We start from the raw sequence: 19,199 nt of genomic DNA on the forward strand, positions 1-19,199 counted from the left end.
GTATGAAGTAGTTTAGAAAGTGCTTGTACAAGATTAATAAAAACATTAAATTTATAATTTTTGGACTGAATTTAGATGACAATTCAAACAAAATACGCATTATATGAGAGGTGTGCTTGTTCAAGTAACGTGCAGATAAGTTGAAGAAGTGAAGGTTTTTCTTTAAGGCAAAATAGGAGGACTACTTTAAAGGAGGCTGTACGTTGTTCTAGTCTGATATTGATATTAAGTAGGATTTATGCCGTTTCACCACCTTTAAAAAAATCATAGATTGGTATAAAACAATTAAGGTGGTGAAAAGTATGAATACGATATTGACGGGGCGAATTGTGCTCCCCAATGACCCAGAGTATCCAAGAGCTCGGATAAATTATAATCTAAATCTCTCTAAGTTTCCTGGTGCAATAGTTTTTTGCCAAAATGTAAGGGATATCGTTAATGCATTAAAGTGGGTTAGAGAAAAAAACGTTCCTTTTCGGTTAAGAAGTGGCAGACATAGTTACGAAAACTTCTCCCTATTAAATCGTGGGCTAGTTATAGATACAAGCGACATGGATCAAATATCTGTAAATGTCAAAGAACGAACAGCTTCGATTCAAGCAGGCTCCAATTTAGGACATGTATACTCCACGTTATGGGATTACGGAATGGCCTTGCCAGGTGGTACAGAGTTTAGTGTTGGTCTTTCTGGATTAACATTAGGCGGGGGAATTGGGATGTTATCAAGAATTTTTGGACTCACATGTGATAACCTCATTAGTCTTCGAGTTGCTATTCCCAAAGGGGAAAGTGGTGCAGAAATTGTTGAAGCTAGTAAAGAAAAAAATTCTGACTTATTTTGGGCATGTTGTGGGGGAGGCGGTGGCAACTTTGGTATTGTGACCCAATTAAAATTTCGGTTACATCCAATTACCAATGTATCCATCTTCACGGTAGAGTGGGACTGGGAGCAATTAGAAGAAGCATTCCAGGCTTGGCAAGATTGGGCGCCATTTACGGATCCAAAATTAACCTCTCAAATAGAATTACATGCAAAAAGTAAAAATTTAATTATCGCAGAAGGGCAATATATAGGGCCATCGGACAAACTTAAAAAATTAATTAGACCACTCGTGAAACATACAAAACCTAGAAAAATAGAAATCTCCAACGTGCCATTTATTAAAGCTGTTGAACATTTTAATGATCCGGCCGGCAATATTCCTTCTTTATTTAATCGATCAGGTTCATTTATTTATGAACCCCTTCCTGCAAAAGCTATTTTTATTATGAAACAATTTCTAGAGAAAGCACCAAACGAAGAAGCCTCTATTTGGCAGCAGTCATTAGGTGGTGCTGTTAAACACATTTCTCCAAAAGAAACAGCGTATTATCATAGGAATGCGATAATTGCACAAGAATATTTAACAAAGTGGACCAATGAAACAGAAGCAAGAAAAAATATTAAGTGGACTGAAGAATTGAGAGTCGCATTAAAACCATATACAAAGGGTGATTATGTCAATTGGCCAGATCTTTTTATAAAAAATTGGCCAGAGTCTTATTATGGGGAGAATTTTAATAGGCTAAGAAAAGTTAAAACAGAAGTAGATCCTCATAATGTATTTCGTTTTAAGCAAAGCATTCCCCCATTTGATATTAGTGAGGACTATTTTTTATCTTAAAGCCTAAAAGATTATACATATTAATAATTAATTTCACAGTTTCAAAGTTTAGGTAAACCCAATCGTCAGCAAGATTATTAAATAAGACTTTCTTTAAGAATCGGGCATTTTCCTATAATAAGGAAAGTGCCCTAATTAAACTAAAGCCAAATTCACGTATTTGGATTGCTTATAGAGTTAAACCACCATCCACAAGTGCAATTGAACCAGTCATATAGCTTGCTTTATCTGATGCTAAGAAAACCACCATTTCAGCAAGCTCGTTCGGATCAGCATAACGACCCATTCTCATATTTGAAAATTCTTCTGGAACATAACCGCCTTTTTCAAACTGCTCAGCAACACTAGCGGTTAACGCTGTTTGAACACCGCCAGGGCAAAGCGCATTAATACGGATTCCTTTTTTAGCATATTCTAATGCAGCACCTTTCGTTAAACCGATAACTGCATGTTTGCTGGCAGAATATACAGCAACACTATGCTCAGGACGAATTCCTGCAGTAGAAGCCGTGTTAATAATCGATCCGCTTCCTTGCTCTTCCATCACTTTTAGGACATATTTCAATCCAAGGAATACTCCTTTTACATTGACAGACAAAATCCGGTCAAATTCGGATTCTTCAACTGAGGTGAAAGGTGCGAACTTTTGGATAATACCTGCATTATTGAAAAATATATCAATGCGGCCATATGTTTCGACTGCTTTATTTACATAGTTTTGCACATCTTCACTTTTTGATACATCAGCCTGAACGAAGATTCCTTCTCCACCTTGCTCTTTCACAAGTTTTAAAGTTTCTTCCCCTGTTTCTCTATTGAAATCAACTATGACAACGGTTGCTCCATTACTAGCAAGTTTCAAACTGCTTGCTCTGCCAATGCCACTTCCTGCACCAGTGATAACGGCAATTCTATTTGCTAATTCCATGTTCATTTCCCCTTTGTTTAAGATTTCTTACATCACCTATTTTATTGCTGATTAAGAATGAATTATTGTATTATTCTACGGATAATAGTATTTTCTTATTGTAAAAAATAATAATGTAAACGATTTAAAAAACGGATGGAGTAGATGAAATAGATGGAAATATCCATGGAGGATATGCAATATATATGCCAGCTTATTTGGGAAGTTCATGGAATACCAGTTTATTATGTCAATGGATTTGGTGAGTTCGAGTACGAATTTTCAAGCAGTGACCTACGGAGTAATCCCTATTATGTTCCATTTAAAGAGCAGATAAGTGTATACACGTATGAAGAGGATCCAAGTGAGTTCCCTATCTTTTTTTCAAATTCAAATTTGAATTTTTTCTTTGTGAATCTTAAAAAATCGAACTATTTTTTAGGTACTATTATTGTAGGACCTGTCCTTGAGACCGAAATATCGGATGAAAATATTACAAAAATCATAGATGCTTTTAAAGGAAACATCAATAAAAGAAATCTTATTGAATATTATCAAGCCGTCCCCATTATGGATCATCATCAGCTACTATCGATTAGTTTAATGGTTTATTATTTGCTTTACCGTAAAGCGTTAGATAAAACGCTGGTCCTAGAAAACAATAAAGCGATAGACCTTGGTGTCATACAATCAGAGAATTTAGATGTTGAACTTTCAAAAGGGAGAAGGAATTTCATTTTTCATTCCAATCTTTCTTATGAACGGGTATTGCTTGATTATGTCAAAAACGGGCGGATCGATAAATTAAAGGATATCTTCGATTACTCTATTGTGGGTGAGGCAGAATTAGGATTATTGTCGAGACGGAGTCGCTTACGAAGTGAAAAAAATTTAATGATAACGGGCATTGCCCTTGTTTGCAGAGCTGCCATTGAAGGGGGCTTAAATGAGGAAACAGCCTTTACTTTAAGTGATTATTATATTCAACAAATTGAGGAATTAGGAAACCTAAAGGCCATATTGAGATTAACGGAAGAAGCCATAAGTGATTTTACCAATCGTGTTCACTGTTTAAATGTAGAAAAATATTCTGCACCCATAACGGCTTGTCGACATTATATTTACAACCATCTTTATGGAGACATTACACTGGAACAACTTGCAGAAATGTGTCAATTAAGTCCCAATTACTTATCATCTCTTTTTAAAAAAGAAATGGGTATTCCTATAAGTGAATATATTCAACAACAACGAGTAGACGAAGCAAAAAAGCTGTTGGCTATATCAAGTTATTCGATTTCAGACATAAGCACCTGGTTAAATTTCAATGATCAAAGTTATTTTATAAAAGTATTTAAAAAATACACAGGTTTAACCCCTAGGCAGTTTAGAAATGATCATTCTTCACACCATCAATCGACATGATGGGATGAAAATGTATTGTATAATAACGGTGCTGTTTACTTGAAGAAGGATTTTTGGGGTGAACTTTTTAAAAGAGAGTAAATAGGAAGTGAATAAGTAAAGGAGAGATATTTTTTGAAAAACTTTATTTGTGAAACTTGTGGAGTTCAGTATGAGCGTTCAATTGAAGCACCAAAAAAATGTTTGATTTGTGAGGAAGAAAGACAATTTGTTAGTTCCAAAGGTCAGGTGTGGACCACATTAGAAAAGCTGATAGAGGTGGGGACATATAGTAATATCATTAAACTCCAGGAAGAAGGATTACATAGTATAAAGACTAATCCAAGTTTTGGAATCGGACAGACAGCTTATCTTGTACAAGATAAAAATTACAACTTATTGTGGGATTGTATTACATATATTGATCAATCAACCATTTCACATATTAATAAATTAGGCGGAATTGATGCTATTGCTTTATCACATCCCCATTATTACTCTAGTTTAGTAGAATGGGCTGAAACATTCGATGCTCCAATTTACATACACGAAGATGATAAAGAATGGGTGACTAGAACAAGCGAGAAAATCATTTTTTGGTCTGGAGAATCTCTAGAATTGCAGGAAGGTCTTATCCTTCAAAGAATTGGAGGACATTATAAAGGCGGTACTGTTTTAGAGTGGAAAAATGGAAGCAGTCAAAATGGAATTTTATTAAGTGGAGATATAGTACGCGTCGCAGCTGATCGTAAGTGGGTGAGTTTTATGTATAGTTATCCTAACTTCATTCCTCTGCCCAGTGTAACAGTTGAAAGAATTGCAGATAGGATAAATGATTTTACATTTAATCGATTATATGACGCATTTAATCTAATTATTGGAGATGATGCAGATTTGGTGGTTCAAAAGTCAGCAAAAAGGTATATTGAAGCACTAAATGGAAAATTATTTAATACTTAATTTACTAATTTAGCAGGAAAGCTTGAAGAACTTATGAATGAACTTTTTTCTCAAAAGCATGCGAGATTTACAAGGTTACGATAATTTTTAAAAGTGCTTTTAGACAGGATAGTAGTGGGATAACTGGAACGATATTCTGGTACCATTTACATAGTGCGTTAGTTCAATAAGAAGTACTAAAATAAAAGCCTGTATCAATGTTTACTTGGTAAACAATGATACAGGCTTTTATCTATCGGAATTTAATTGTCCTTATTATAACTTTTTCACAAATTCAGATTTTAATTTCATAGCTCCAAAACCATCAATCTTACAATCAATATCATGATCTCCGTCAACTAAACGGATATTTTTAACCTTTGTTCCTACTTTTAAGACTGAAGAACTCCCTTTTACTTTAAGGTCTTTGATTATTGTTACAGTATCACCATCGGTTAAGACATTTCCATTTGCATCCTTGAAAATCCTATTATCGTCATTATTTTCGGTTTTTGAATCTAAAGTCCACTCATAAGCACATTCTGGGCAAACGTAAATAGTTCCATCTTCATAAGTATATGTTGAATTACATTTTGGGCAATTTGGTAAATTTGACATTATTGCATTTCCTCCGTTCATCTAATCCTTTTTATTACTATTTATTATCTTTCTATCTCCACTTATATTTGGATTGTTTTCCACGGGATCTACCGTATGCTTGTAGGTATATGCTTTGGAAGTTGTTACAACACTTAAGAATAGCACAATTAAAACAATCAAAACCCCAACAATAATAAAACCCATTATCATTTTATTCACCTGACTTCATTCATTATTAGCATAACGATTATTATAGCTAGTTATGTTGCACAGAAACACTCCACCATATAAACTATATTTATATCTGAATATTTGAATATAATATAATATGAATCTACACCTGATTTTATATTAAGTCAAAGGTTTTTTAGATAAAGTGCTTTGAAAGTTTATTCATACGATTTATAAAATATTTTATAAATACAACATCAACCCTTTTTGAACTCTTAGATAAAAAGGATATAAAATTTATTGAAAATGTGGGGTAAAAATGAGTATTGAAATGACGAAAGATGAAATAATTAATTACGGTTTAAAAATATTTGAAGAAATTGGAGCAAATGAAATTTGTAGGGTCTGTATTAATAGTGGAAATTCCTGTTGCTTTGGATGCGAATTTATAGAAGACCAAGTTGGCTGTCAAAAAAGAAATACAGCATGTACTGCTTGGCTATGTGGTGTGCAACGCTATTATTTTAATGACATAGGACTATTAGAGGAGTGGAATGGATTTTGGAAAAAAGTTCCAGGTAGAATTTATAGGGCAGACCGAACTCCCGAAGTGATTACAGTGGACAGGTTACCAAAAAGTAATCATTTTAGTAAAGATAAAGGAAAAAATGTAGCAAAAGAATTAGAAATTTTTATAGCAGGTGGAGGTAGTATTGATAAATTAGAAAGAAAGTTAAGCCTTGATTTGGAATTTGGTAACCTATATTTAAAATAAGCTGCTACCTTTGAAATACACTTTAAAGAATTTAAAAATAACTTTTAGACTAGGTACAGTTAATGAGTTATTTATGGAAAGGATTCCTGTTATATATCAAGGAAAAGATTATTTAATAATTTTTCAATACGCATCTGGTTACTGTGAGATTATCCAAGAAGGGGAACCCAATTATAAAGTTAAACTGGCGCATTTTTCCGAATTGAAATTAAAAGGAGCGTGATCGTCTAATGGCGGTCATTTTTTGTTAGTGTTCTAAAAGGGCTGTTTAGTAACAAAGTATTGAGTTTAAAGTCAGGGTAAAACCCGAAAATTATTATGTGTAGAAATAAAAATAATATGTTCAATAGCTAAAATAATTATTTTTTATTAATAGTTGTACATAATTTGAATGAATTTGTTCATGATATTAGTATCGGGTACGTAACGGTTGAGCCCAGATTTATATATGCTCTTTTAGGGTGTATAAAGGTCAGCCAAAGATTATATACAGGTCATCTAATCATGGTTTGTGTATAGTCGGAGGGAAGATTCTATATGGTGGAGAAAGGTTTTATTGTAGTCGTACCTCTAGAAGGTATTATTACAATAGGGTCCCAATTTATCATATAGGGTCGAGCGAAGATCGTATCGAGTGCCGCAGACTAAGTTGAGTACATGACTCAATAAAGTTAACGTTCATATATAGCCGAGAGGTTATATATGGGTGTACAGGTATTTTGTACGGTCGAACGAACCATTATTATGGGTGGTAAACTGTTTATTTATGGTCGAAAGATTATAAATAGGTAATCAGCTATTCATAATAGTGCAAGGTAGATCGTTACGTGCTCGTACCTTCCAATCTAAATACATATAATTTTAAAGATGATATGTAACAATTAAGTCACCTTCAAAGGTGACTTTTTATTTATGTAACATAATACACGTTTTGTTACCAAACTGATAATGGTCATTATTGAACGATTGAAGATTTAGGGCTTTTATCTTTGTATTTCTTTTTTATAAGAGCCACAAACAAAAGAAAAAGCGGAAGTATGATTTGAATACTGGGAAAATAAAAAGAACCAGCCGTAGTAAAGAATTGCCCCATCTGTTGAAAATTTGGAGCTACCCATATACTGAATATAACTTGAAGAAATCCTATTGGAAGTACAAACGATTTGTAATCAGATACATTTAGCCACTGAGCTACTCCAAGTACAAGCGCGTAATAAATAAGCGAAAACTTAACAAACATACCAGTAATCCAAACTGCTATGACAATCGATTCAACATGCTCGAAAAAATCAGCAAGGCTGATATACCTAAAAACATTCATTACTGGATATAACAATTCCGTGGTAGACCCGCCAAATACAAAAATGGTAGTCAAATTTGTAATCACCATGGTCAGTGTGATAGCCATTACTGAAATCATCCCCCATTTTCCTCCTTTTTCATCCTTCAAAAAGGGCAGCAAAAAAGACATGTAAATAAAATCACCATACCACTCAATTGGAAAAAAAGCACCTTTTAAAGAGGGTTTAATCCCATTTCCCATGACAGGAAGCATGTTACGTGGTTCCATCTCAGGAAGAACCATCAACCCCATCAGCAGAAGAGGAAACATGAACAATGGAAGAAAAACCAATGCCGAGCGGGCAATCACTTCCACTCCTCCTTTTACAGCAAATGCACTAACTAGTGTCATACCAACAATCACCAATACGATTGGGGTTTTTGGAAGGACGGAGGTGATGATGAACTCGGCATACTCCCGTATAACGAAACCGCTGTTATGAAGGAAAAAAAACAAGTAGTAAATCCCCAGTGTTTTCCCAATTAAACGCCCCAAAATATTCTCACTGTACTGAATAATATTCTTTCCGGGAAAATGCTTGTGCAATTGAAGAAAAACAAGTACTATCAGTAAGCCAATAGGACAGGCCCATATCGGGGCTATCCAAAGATCCTGCTTTGCATATGTTGCTGTAATAGAAGGAACTGTAAGAATTGCTGTAGCTAGGATGCCAGGATACATCATAACGCCCATCTGAAAAGCAGAAATTTTCCCTTTTTCAATCATTTTCTTTTCTCCTTTTTATAGTGTTCTTTATAAAAGAAATCCAGATTTCACGCTGTGCAAACTTGCCCGTAATAGCTGGAACAACAAGTAGAGCGTTATGTAGAAAATCTTTTACATCGATAATATTCTTTATACGTTATGGATTAGTAGGAACAGGCTGTCTTTTATTCCTCATCTTTTTCTTTATGATTGCAATCAGAAGGAGCAACATCGGAATGAATGTCATTATAGATGGTATATAAAAAGGGGAGATTGTCCTTAAAAACCGGCCCAATTCTTGCCCATTGGCTGCTGCCCAAATACAAACCAGACATACAAGAAAACCAATAGGAAACACAATCGGCCGGTAGTCGGACAGATTTAACCATTGGGCTGTTCCCAGAACAAGTACATAATAAAACACTGAAATTTTGATGAACGCTCCCATCACCCAAATAATGACCACGACTGCTTCAAGATGTTCAAAAAAAGTCGCAACACTAATGTATCGGAAAGCAGTAAGCACTGGAAAGGCATAACTTGTTACTGATTCACCATACAAGAGAAGGCAAACGATATTGATAATAACTAAATGTAAGATAATAACAATCACTGAGATTATTCCCCATTTTCCCCCTTTTTCACGATCCTTTAAAAAGGGAAGAAACATTGAGATAAGGGAGACTTCGCTTAACCAACCTTGCGGTATTACAGCACCCAGGATTGAGGGCATCATACCATGTTCCATGATTGGAACGATATTCTCTAGTTTTAAGTCAGGAATCAGTAAAATAAACAGTAACGGAGTAGACATAAATATTGGAACAAACACTTGAGCAGCTCTTCCCAACACTTCCAAACCACTGAGTACTGTAAAAGCACAGACCAAAATCATCCCCCCCATGACTACGAACATCGGGGTTCTCGGCAAAAAAGCTGCAATAATGAAATCCGCATATTCCCTGGTTATAATGCCACTTGAATGCAATAAAAAGAACAGATAGATAAGCCCAATGATTTTTCCTGGAATCCGTCCGATAATATCCCCACTGTACTGAATAATCGATTTTTCTGGAAAGTGCTTGTGCAATTGATACACGATAAACAAACTAAAAAATCCAACGAGTGAACCGAAAATTGGCGAAATCCACATATCACGTCCCGCGACCTTGGCGGTAACGGATGGAACCACAAGAACAGCAGTTGCTACGACTGTTGGTTCTATCATAAGTGCCATCTGAAAGGCAGAAATTTTTCCTTTCTCAATCATGCTGTTTTCTCCTTTTTAACATCCCATGATCTTACTATTACTCAATCAACTTACCAAGCGGTTTAAAAAGTTTTTCAATCATCTGTGTAGGCCCTGGCATGTCTGGAAAGAACACAAGGAGAATGGCAAGCAGCCATCCCATCGCCGTTAAGGTTACAAAGGCCGCTTTTTCCTTTTTTTGATTTTGCTTCATTTTTGGCCATTCAAATAATATGAGGAGTACCACACCTACTGTTATTGCAAACACAGTCCATATCATTTCTTTTCTACCTCATTTTCTGGAACACCCGCTGGTGTAGTAGTCAATCCTGGTCGGCGTATACGCGTTTTAATTGCTATTTTTACGTCTACCTGCGGAAGGACCTTATCCCAATGATCTTTGACTTTCTCCCATTCTTTTGGGTATTTACGGTGAAACGCATCTGCAAAACCAAACGCATCTACATTCATCCCGTTCTTTACTTGTATAAGGGGTAGGTTCAATCGTTGTTTGATGTCTTTTTCTAACTCCTTTTCTATCCTCTTTGTAATGTCAGTGCTCATTATGTCTAAATGGCTCCCATTTTGCACAATCGTTCCTTCTGATGTGATCTTTGCTAAGATTTTCCACTTTCCATTTTTGATTGTAGGGATGAGCTTTGTCTTTTCACGTATGGGATCTAACGATATCGTTTCCCCTTTTTTGGGGTTTACCGTTACCGCAGTTACTTCGACTTCATTTCGTAACCACAGCAGTCCTCTAGTTACTTTGGTATCAATTTGACCGACCATTTTATCTTTCTTGAAAATAGCAGTCCCGATTATATTAGCAATCGTTTCTTGTTTGTTTCCAGTCAATGGCGGTAATGTTTTAATCAATGGCAGGAGAGCCGTACCCGTATCACCTTTTAACATCTGTTCAAAATCTTTCACGGTAACGCTCATACCAATATGCATCTCAGAAAGCTTTCGAAGCGCTTGTCCCACATATAGCTCTAAGGGTGGCTGTAATTCAAGAATATTGGCTGCTTTGCCTACACTAACAAACAAATCGGCCCGTTCTCGAGGTTCTGGGTGGCGAAGCCAAAAGTCAATTTGCTTATGTAAGCCTCCTGCTTTAGCAAGCTTTGTCCCAATAATATACACTTTACAATGCCCCCAAAAGATTTTACGCGGAAATTCTGTCTGGAGCTTTGACGTAGCATCAGCCATATTTTCTCCAATCGCAGATCTTACCAAGACGGTGGGGCCTTCTCCGCCACCGCCCGCTCCCTGCTGCCCACCGCTCACAGCCCGAGGAATCAAAACTTGAATGGTAAGCTTGATGTTTTCCCCTTTTTCTTTGTCAATGGCAGCCCCCAATACCAGTGCCGTGTCATTCACTTCCCGTCTGTCCCAGCAACCGGTAAGCAGGAAACTAGCCGAAAACAAGAGAAGAACGAGGAATAATTTTGTCATGCTTTGAGACAAAAAGTGGTTCATCTTTACACACATCCTTCTCGTTTTTTCTTCACACTACGATTCGTCTCCTTTTCCCGGATTCGGTTTTTGCCCGGGGGCTTGTCGATATGGATTGTATTCACCAGTTAAATGGGGGCGTTTATTCATCCCCCACCATGGAGCTCGAATCAAGGAATCTTTCAATTCATTCTTCTTCATAGGAGCGATTGGTGAAAGGTATGGTTCCCCAAACGAACGCAACCCGCATAAATGGACGACGATTAATATCACCCCAAGCATTATCCCAAGCAACCCGAGCGAACCGGCAAGCAACATAATCGGAAAGCGTAGCATTCGTAAAGCAATCCCTTGTGTATAGTGCGGCACCATAAAGGACGAAACGCCTGTAATCGCAACAAAGATAACCATCGGAGCGGATACTAATCCGGCTTGAACGGCAGCTTGACCGACGATTAAAGCGCCAACAATACTAACAGCAGCCCCGACCTGTTTCGGAAGCCGAACCCCTGCTTCACGCAGCGCTTCAAATGTTATCTCCATCATTAATGCTTCCACAAGTGCCGGAAAGGGGACAGTTTCCCGTGAAGAAAACATACTGATCAGCAAGGCTGTCGGCACCATCTCCTGATGGTAGGTTAGAACCGCAACATATAGAGATGGCAAAAGAAGAGACATCAACATAAACACAAAACGCAACAAGCGGATAGCTGAGCTGATCAGGAAACGCTGATAATAGTCTTCTGGCGACTGCAGTAAGGAAAAAAAGCTAATCGGAGCAATTAAGACAAAGGGAGTACCGTCTACTAAAATCACCACACGCCCCTCCAGGAGATTAGCAGCGGCTACATCCGGTCTCTCTGTATTGATAAGCTGAGGAAAAGGTGAATAGGGATTGTCTTCAATCAGTTCCTCGATATAACCACTTTCCAATACACTGTCTATGTCGATGCGCTGTAACCGGTTTTCGACTTCCTCAATGAGGGTTTGATCTGCAAGTCCTTTCATGTAAGCAATTACAACATGAGTATCCGTATAGCGCCCAATCTTCCTCGATTTCATTTTGAGGTCAGGGCTTTTGATTTTACGTCTAAGTAGGGAGGTATTGACGTGCAATGCTTCCACAAAACCTTCCCGCGGCCCACGTACGACACTCTCTGCCTGTGGTTCTTCAATCGATCGTTTTTCCCATTTGCACAACCCCAAGGCAAGTCCGACCATTTCTTGTTCTACTAAAAGAACGGGAAACCCGACAGAGATATACTCTATGCACTCTGTAACCGTTTTGACTTCTTTCATTTTTGAAATATGAATCTTTTTCTCTAACAATTCACGTGGACGAACCTTACCTTCTGTTTCTGACGCAAGGGGGGCGAGTACATTATCATCAACTTCTTCAAGATTAGATAAGCCCTCAATAAATATAAGAACGGCTCTTGTTTGTCCACCAATCAAAAATGTCCGAAAGACTACATCCATGCAATCCTGATAAATGGAGTGAAAAACGTGCAAGTTTTCATCCAGATCAGAAGAAAGCAAACCTTTTTGCCCGGTAATCTCTTGTTGTGTATTGAGTTGTATTTGCTCATGGAACCTTTTTCGGTTTTTTCGAAACAACATGGACGCGCCTTCCTTTTGTTCAAGGTTGTATGGAAAATCGTGGTGAATTTATTTTGTGATTTAACTAGTGAATCTATCCTGTTTAATTGGAAAATTATCCAACCATTTCAATATAACGTTTATTTTATGTTTGCTTTTGTAAATGTGGAAAACAATATGTATCTATAAACCACTCAGCCTCATTTATTTTGTCTAAAGGTAGAGGTCTAGCTATTTCAGGTAGGGTTTGTGATTGTATAAAAAACATTATTTAGTAAAAAATACAAACGTGAAAATTACCTATTTTAGACTATCTAAAGGGGAAATAATATGGAAGGCGAGAGTCTCTAGTTGAACAAGAGGGATATCAAGACAATAAATAATAAGGTCGTAAGGTTATTACAATTACACTGAAGAGGAAAAATAAACATAAGACAATTGGAGAATAAAGGGGATAAATAGATAATGATCGAAAAAGGGAAAATCTCAGCTCTTCAGATGGGTATGATATTATATATTATCGTATTGGCCACATCTATTTTGTCCCTTCCAGCAGTTGCAGGAAAAGATGCAAAACAAGATCTTTGGCTATCACCGATATGGGCGTCGATTATTGGTTTTTTAGTGGTGTTTATTCTCTTGAAACTGAATACTTATTATCCTAAGCAAAACATTGTTCAGTATAGCGAACATTTAATTGGAAAGCTTGCAAGCAAGATTCTTGGTTTTATTTTTTTGTTTTTCCATCTGTTTTTGAATGGAATTGTCTTACGTGAGTATGCTGAGTTTATTGCAAACTTCCTTCCCAAGACTCCACTACTAGTGGTAATAGTTAGTCTGGTTTTAGTCTGCGCGTCTGTAGCATACGGAGGACTAGAATTGTTAGCACGTGTGACACAAACTTTTTTCCCATTATTTATTTTTCCCCTCCTGATAATGGGGATTCTTCTTTTACCCGATATGAAAGTCCAAAATATACTTCCAATTATGGGAAATGGTATTTTACCATCTTTACAAGGTGCGATTCCAATTCAATCATGGCTGGGTGACTTTATATATATTAGTTTTTTTCTTCCATTTTTGAAAAATCCAGAAAAGGGACGGAAATGGGGCTTAATTTCTGTTGTAACAGTTGTGCTAACGATGGTGTTTACAAATTTAATTACGATTTTTATAATGGATGATACTATTAAAGAACAGATATATCCAGTAATGAATGTTGCTAGGTATATCAGCCTCTTTCAATTTTTTGAGCATCTTGAATCGATTGTAATGGCTATATGGGTTACTGGAATATTTATAAAAATTTCAGCCATTTATTATGTGCTCGTACTCGGGGCAGCTCAGTGCTTAGACGTAAAAGATTATAAGCCATTTGTCTTCCCATTTGGTTTTCTACAAATAATATTTGGTTTTTGGGTAGCAACTAGTTATCAGCAACTAGTTTCTTTTTTATCTAAAAGTGGAATTTTTTACTTTTTTTCTTTTGAAGTTGTACTCCCTCTGTTTCTTTTACTTATTGCATTTATAAAAAACATAAAAATAAAAAGAACGAATCCAGCCAATATCCAATAACATTCATTATGCTAAATTAGCAACTATACGAATGGTCAATTATGCAAATCTCAAACCTTATATATAATTCATAAAAAAGGGGGGAGGGGGCAGAGTTAATGGTTCAGCTTCCTTGTAGTTAAATCTTGATTTTCCGCAATCAGTCGCTTTTCTTGAATAAGAAGGCGACTTTTTGTATTTTACTGGATTCTGGAACAACACTTATTAGGGATTGGAGTTATATTAAGGTTTAGAAGAGATTATGAAGGATTACACTTAAACTATCGGGTGCTAGAGTTTAAGAAAGGATTGCTGCAGCGATCCTTTTTTTCTTGTGGTACGAACGGGTTTAGATAGTTACAATACGCGCTAAGGAGGATTTGGAATGAACAGAACGGAATCGTTACTTCAAAACTGGGACTTTTGCTACGATAAAGAAGATTGGTATCCGCCCCTCGCTGACGCAGTCAAATCGCTTACGGCGGAGCAAGCAGATTGGCGACCGGCTGGCGAGCATGCGAACACGATTTGGGAGACTGTTGAGCATTTGATTTTTTACAAGGAACGGTTGCTCAAAAGAATTACCGGTGAGGAATCGAAGTATCCGGAAGGTTTAACGAATGACGATACGTTCGCAGTCGCTTCGAAAACGGTGAGCGATTGGGAAGTCACGCAAAATAGGCTAAAAAGCGTCCATCTTGGCATCCGTGAGCGTATTACGAATTTAAACGTTGACCAATTGCAAGCTCTTGTTACTAATCGTCCATTAGACGAGTGGTTGAACAGCCTCATTCTCCATGACGCTTATCATACGGGGCAAATTATCCTGATCCGCAAGTTGCAAGGTTCTTGGCCATCGCGCCGCTCTTTTGAATAGGGCAAAAGAGTTTTTTTAATTTCGTTGTTTTTAACTAAATTTTTGTCTTACCTATTTTAATTTTTCTAAAGGCCGAAATATACAAGGTATATTTTCGGCCTAATTTCATTCACCAGCATATATTTATTTCCTATTAAGCTGATTGCTTTTTGTTTCGTTTTGTTTGTTCTTCTTCCTTTTCATTTGATTTTGGCACTCTAAATAATAATATCAAGCCGGCATTAAACATAAGAGCCCATACAAGTGCGAATTTATTACCACTAAAATATATCCCTATAACAGGTATTAAAAGTAACGTGATGTTTTTGAAATAATAATTTATTTTAGGATTGATGACCATTAAAACTGAAATAATAACAAGCACCGAAGCTATCATGTTATTCCCCAAAAAGGATTGAGTCAGATAATTTACATAGCCGTAGTACACAAATGATCCGACTATTGCAAATAAGGAAAGATAAAACCTTATCAATGAATTTTTATAAAACAGGATCCAAACGGCAAGTAAATTAATACCTGCACACACTCCAAATACAATTAAGGTATCTTTGAAATTACTAATCGGATTGTTCATATAGTTCAGAAGGTATTTGAAGTTGAAGTAAACGGCTCCTACTACCAAAATCTTAAAGACTAGTTTTAACCAGAACATCTCCATCTTCTTTTTCTTATTTGACGACGGGAACCTGAATTTCGGAATTACTCTTGCAAAGCCACCATTAATGGCTTTTTTCTTGTTCCTCCCCGTGGACAATTCTTTATCTTCTCTTTTTTCTCGTTCCCTTTTTACATCTTGCCTTGTGGGGTAATCTCTTTCTATATATTCTTCATCATAAGTATTTTCTAATTGTTGGTCTGATTCTGAATTAAAAGCCAATGCGTATTCACCTCAAGTATTTTAATTATGTAATAATATCATATTTATTTAAATTAAGTTATTCAAAGCTTTAGCCCCCATAATGGTGATTCTTGCTCAGATTAGTACTTTTTTCATAGCATATTTAACTAAAGTACTAACATAGTTTAAACAGGGAACTATTGAGATAATATTCCAATAGGTGTAAATATTTACATAAGCTAATCTCATCGTCCCATAGCTCAATATAAATCAATCAATTTACGTGAAACGAAGGGGGAATCAGTATGCCGACTTTAACAGGGTTTCGGCCCAGCTCAGCCGGTTTTAAATTTAGTAACAGCTTTCCACGTGTGCCACTAAAAACAATTACTGTTTTGGGTCAGCAGCTTTCGATAGGGGATGCATCTAACGGCCTTTGTGGCGGGATGGTTTTTGCTGCGAGGGATTACTTTGAAGCAAAAATGCCGATCCCGCCGAATCTAACAGCACCTTCTTCTGGTCCATTCTTTGATTATATTGCGAACCGGCTGATTGATAGTTTTAATTTGCCTGGAGGTCCACTTAAGTATATGGATTTGATGAATCCCACACTACCGGATCATGAAACAGCAGCGAGTAAAATAGGTCTTGCCCCACACGGCAGGGCGTGGAGAATGATCAAAGAGGAATGGCCAAGAATAAAAAGTGATCTTGATAGCGGAAAGCTTTCACCGCTTGGTTTAGTCAAAGTTAAATCCCTAGATCCTTTTCAGCTTGGAAAAAATCATCAAGTGCTAGCCTATGGGTATAATTTGAATCAAAACGATCTGTCAATCAACATCTATGACCCAAATTGTCCAAATGATGATAATGTAACGATTTCCTTAAATATTGGGAAGCCTGAATCCACAACCACCGTTGTTCATTCCAGGTCATCTACTCCGATTTATAGTTTCTTCCGAACAGATTACTCGTTTAAAAAGCCGGTGGATTATAATTGGATTTTAAGCGGTCCGTTTGCTGCAGGGGATGATATGCAGCCTGGAGAGAAACTCCAGATGGATCAGGCCATTCACTCAAGCAGTGGTACTTATGCGTTTGTTTTCCAAGGTGATGGAAATCTCGTACTCTATAAAAACATCCCTAATAGTCCAAGAAAAGCGATTTGGGCTTCCGGCACCAACGGCAAGGGGCAGGTGGGAATCTGTATCATGCAAGGTGATGGGAATCTCGTTATCTACGATGCATATCAAAAACCGATTTGGTCATCCGATACGTGGACACACCCGGGCAGCAGGCTTGTCGTTCAAAACGATGGGAACGTGGTCATATACCGGCCTGATGGAAGGGCAGTCTGGGCAACGAATACGGTTCAAAGATAAAAGTAAATTATATTTGTCACCAGCATTTGCTGGTGTTTTTTTTACGGCAACGTGTACTAACTTTTTAGTTAGGCACGTTTTTATGTTTCATTGTTCGTTTTTTTCAGCATTTCAAGTATAATGAACCATATTCAGATTATGCATATGATATTTCTTTGAGAGAAATCCTATAAATAAGCCGGATAATACAAAAAAACGAGGTCAATACATGAGTGAAACAAGTTTTGAAGGTTATCATTTAAGCGATGAAATAAGAAGATCATTAGAGGTATTAAAATATGAAGCTCCGACAGAGGTTCAGAGTAAAGTCATACCATTAGCATTGGCAAATCAAGATCTTGTCGTAAAATCTCAAACAGGCAGCGGCAAGACTGCGTCGTTTGGAATTCCTATTTGCGAATTGATTGAATGGGAAGAAAAATTACCACAGGCCTTAATCCTTACACCAACCAGAGAGCTGGCTGTTCAAGTTCGTGAAGACATGACGAATATTGGAAGGTTTAAGCGGATTAAAGCAATGGCCGTTTACGGAAAAGAACCTTTTACGAAACAAAAAGAAGAGTTGAAACAAAAAACTCATGTCGTTGTCGGTACCCCAGGGCGTGTGATGGATCATATTGAAAGAGAAACCCTGGTCTTAGATAAAATAAAGTATCTCATTATAGATGAAGCTGATGAAATGCTTAATATGGGTTTTATCGATGAAGTAGAAGCCATTATTAATCAACTCCCTTTAAACAGAGTAACCATGGTATTTTCTGCAACATTACCTGAAGATGTTGAAAATCTCTGTCATAAGTATATGAAAAATCCTGTTAATGTAGAGATTGAGGCTGACGGGATTACAACGAATACAATCGAACATCGTCTAATCGAAGTGAAGGAAGATGAAAAAATTACGCTCCTGAAAGACGTTACTGTCGTTGAAAATCCGGACAGCTGCCTTATTTTTTGCCGAACAAAAGAACATGTTGATACTGTCTATACCGAATTGGAGGAATCCAATTATTCTTGTGAAAGACTTCATGGCGGATTAGAACAACAGGATCGGTTTGCTGTAATGGATGGTTTCAAATTGGGGAATTTCCGTTATTTAGTTGCCACCGACGTAGCTGCACGAGGAATTGATATTGATAATGTGACACTTGTTATCAACTATGATGTTCCAATGGAAAAAGAGAGTTATGTCCACCGCACAGGCCGAACCGGCCGCGCGGGAAATGAAGGAAAAGCGATAACGTTTGCAACACCTTTTGAAGGAAAATTCGTTAAAACGATTGAACGGTATATTGGCTTTGAAATTCCAAAAATGGATGCACCAAAGCCACATGAAGTTGCTAGTCAGAGGGCTGCTTTCGAAGAAAAAATCAGCGGCCGACGAGTCGTAAGAAATAATAAAACCGCACGAATTAACCAAGATATCATGAAGCTATATTTTAGCGGTGGAAAAAAGAAGAAGCTTCGAGCGGTAGATTTTGTTGGAACGATTGCGAAAATTCCTGGAGTAACGGCAGATGATATTGGGATTATTACGATCCAGGATCAAATGTCCTATGTTGATATTCTGAATGGAAAAGGCTCGCTCGTTTTGCAAGCTATGGAGAATACAACCATAAAAGGGAAGAAGCTAAAAGTTAGTAAAGCACATAAATAATGAAACCCAGCAAGGACGATTATGCCACACATAATCGTCCTTTAAACTTGTGTCTCATATGCTCGAAAATCGAAATCGTTT

General features: G+C 37.0%; 17 protein-coding genes. 8 read left to right on the forward strand and 9 right to left on the reverse strand.

Annotated elements, in window-relative coordinates; genetic code table 11:
* The first annotated feature begins 302 nt into the window (after positions 1-302).
* The gene (locus PH210_RS06650) at positions 303-1,664 is read left to right on the forward strand and encodes an FAD-binding oxidoreductase (protein WP_289984430.1); all 1,362 of its coding nucleotides are present in this window, start codon (positions 303-305) and stop codon (positions 1,662-1,664) included.
* A 169-nt stretch (positions 1,665-1,833) separates the two neighbouring features.
* Here PH210_RS06650 and PH210_RS06655 read toward each other — a convergent pair whose 3' ends face one another.
* A complete protein-coding gene (locus PH210_RS06655; protein ID WP_289984096.1) occupies positions 1,834-2,592 on the reverse strand; it encodes an SDR family NAD(P)-dependent oxidoreductase in 759 nt (252 codons plus the stop codon).
* 153 nt (positions 2,593-2,745) lie between these two features.
* On the opposite strand from PH210_RS06655, the gene PH210_RS06660 reads away from it, so the two are divergent.
* Together PH210_RS06660 and PH210_RS06665 are read left to right on the forward strand one after the other, a co-directional pair.
* On the forward strand, positions 2,746-3,996 hold the full coding sequence (locus tag PH210_RS06660) for an AraC family transcriptional regulator (RefSeq protein WP_289984097.1): 1,251 nt from the start codon (positions 2,746-2,748) through the stop codon (positions 3,994-3,996).
* 114 nt (positions 3,997-4,110) lie between these two features.
* Entirely contained in the window at positions 4,111-4,935 is an 825-nt protein-coding gene (locus PH210_RS06665; RefSeq protein WP_289984099.1) for an MBL fold metallo-hydrolase, read from the forward strand.
* A 255-nt stretch (positions 4,936-5,190) separates the two neighbouring features.
* Here PH210_RS06665 and PH210_RS06670 read toward each other — a convergent pair whose 3' ends face one another.
* Entirely contained in the window at positions 5,191-5,532 is a 342-nt protein-coding gene (locus PH210_RS06670; RefSeq protein ID WP_289984101.1) for a zinc ribbon domain-containing protein YjdM, read from the reverse strand.
* A 21-nt stretch (positions 5,533-5,553) separates the two neighbouring features.
* Positions 5,554-5,718 carry a YtzI protein gene (ytzI, locus tag PH210_RS06675; protein ID WP_483312088.1) on the reverse strand — a complete coding sequence of 55 codons (165 nt, stop codon included), beginning with the start codon at positions 5,716-5,718 and terminating at the stop codon, positions 5,554-5,556.
* 286 nt (positions 5,719-6,004) lie between these two features.
* On the opposite strand from ytzI, the gene PH210_RS06680 reads away from it, so the two are divergent.
* Positions 6,005-6,460 (forward strand): DNA mismatch repair protein, encoded by a 456-nt coding sequence (locus PH210_RS06680; protein WP_289984102.1) that lies wholly within the window; start codon positions 6,005-6,007, stop codon positions 6,458-6,460.
* 955 nt (positions 6,461-7,415) lie between these two features.
* On the opposite strand, the gene PH210_RS06685 is transcribed toward PH210_RS06680, so the two are convergent.
* From PH210_RS06685 to PH210_RS06705, 5 genes are all read right to left on the reverse strand, one after another.
* Entirely contained in the window at positions 7,416-8,528 is a 1,113-nt protein-coding gene (locus tag PH210_RS06685) for a GerAB/ArcD/ProY family transporter (protein WP_289984104.1), read from the reverse strand.
* 136 nt (positions 8,529-8,664) lie between these two features.
* Positions 8,665-9,777, reverse strand: a complete 1,113-nt coding sequence (locus tag PH210_RS06690) for a GerAB/ArcD/ProY family transporter (RefSeq protein WP_289984106.1) — start codon at positions 9,775-9,777, stop codon at positions 8,665-8,667.
* A 37-nt stretch (positions 9,778-9,814) separates the two neighbouring features.
* Positions 9,815-10,036 carry a hypothetical protein gene (locus tag PH210_RS06695; protein WP_289984108.1) on the reverse strand — a complete coding sequence of 74 codons (222 nt, stop codon included), beginning with the start codon at positions 10,034-10,036 and terminating at the stop codon, positions 9,815-9,817.
* The gene (locus PH210_RS06700) at positions 10,033-11,238 is read right to left on the reverse strand and encodes a Ger(x)C family spore germination protein (protein WP_289984109.1); all 1,206 of its coding nucleotides are present in this window, start codon (positions 11,236-11,238) and stop codon (positions 10,033-10,035) included. Before PH210_RS06700 ends, PH210_RS06695 begins: the two co-directional genes overlap by 4 nt.
* A gap of 33 nt (positions 11,239-11,271) precedes the next feature.
* On the reverse strand, positions 11,272-12,834 hold the full coding sequence (locus PH210_RS06705) for a spore germination protein (RefSeq protein WP_289984112.1): 1,563 nt from the start codon (positions 12,832-12,834) through the stop codon (positions 11,272-11,274).
* A gap of 444 nt (positions 12,835-13,278) precedes the next feature.
* On the opposite strand from PH210_RS06705, the gene PH210_RS06710 reads away from it, so the two are divergent.
* Together PH210_RS06710 and PH210_RS06715 are read left to right on the forward strand one after the other, a co-directional pair.
* On the forward strand, positions 13,279-14,388 hold the full coding sequence (locus PH210_RS06710; protein WP_289984113.1) for a GerAB/ArcD/ProY family transporter: 1,110 nt from the start codon (positions 13,279-13,281) through the stop codon (positions 14,386-14,388).
* Between the two features lie 364 nt (positions 14,389-14,752).
* Complete coding sequence (locus tag PH210_RS06715; RefSeq protein WP_289984115.1) at positions 14,753-15,244, forward strand: DinB family protein; 492 nt, start codon at positions 14,753-14,755, stop codon at positions 15,242-15,244.
* Between the two features lie 133 nt (positions 15,245-15,377).
* Here PH210_RS06715 and PH210_RS06720 read toward each other — a convergent pair whose 3' ends face one another.
* Complete coding sequence (locus tag PH210_RS06720) at positions 15,378-16,121, reverse strand: hypothetical protein (RefSeq protein WP_289984116.1); 744 nt, start codon at positions 16,119-16,121, stop codon at positions 15,378-15,380.
* Positions 16,122-16,387: 266 nt separating this feature from the next.
* On the opposite strand from PH210_RS06720, the gene PH210_RS06725 reads away from it, so the two are divergent.
* Together PH210_RS06725 and PH210_RS06730 are read left to right on the forward strand one after the other, a co-directional pair.
* A complete protein-coding gene (locus PH210_RS06725; RefSeq protein ID WP_289984118.1) occupies positions 16,388-17,464 on the forward strand; it encodes a hypothetical protein in 1,077 nt (358 codons plus the stop codon).
* Between the two features lie 208 nt (positions 17,465-17,672).
* Entirely contained in the window at positions 17,673-19,118 is a 1,446-nt protein-coding gene (locus PH210_RS06730; protein WP_289984120.1) for a DEAD/DEAH box helicase, read from the forward strand.
* Positions 19,119-19,199 lie beyond the last annotated feature (81 nt).

The sequence above is a fragment of the Paenibacillus sp. BSR1-1 genome, from assembly GCF_030403775.1.
GTDB lineage: Bacteria > Bacillota > Bacilli > Bacillales > Cytobacillaceae > Neobacillus.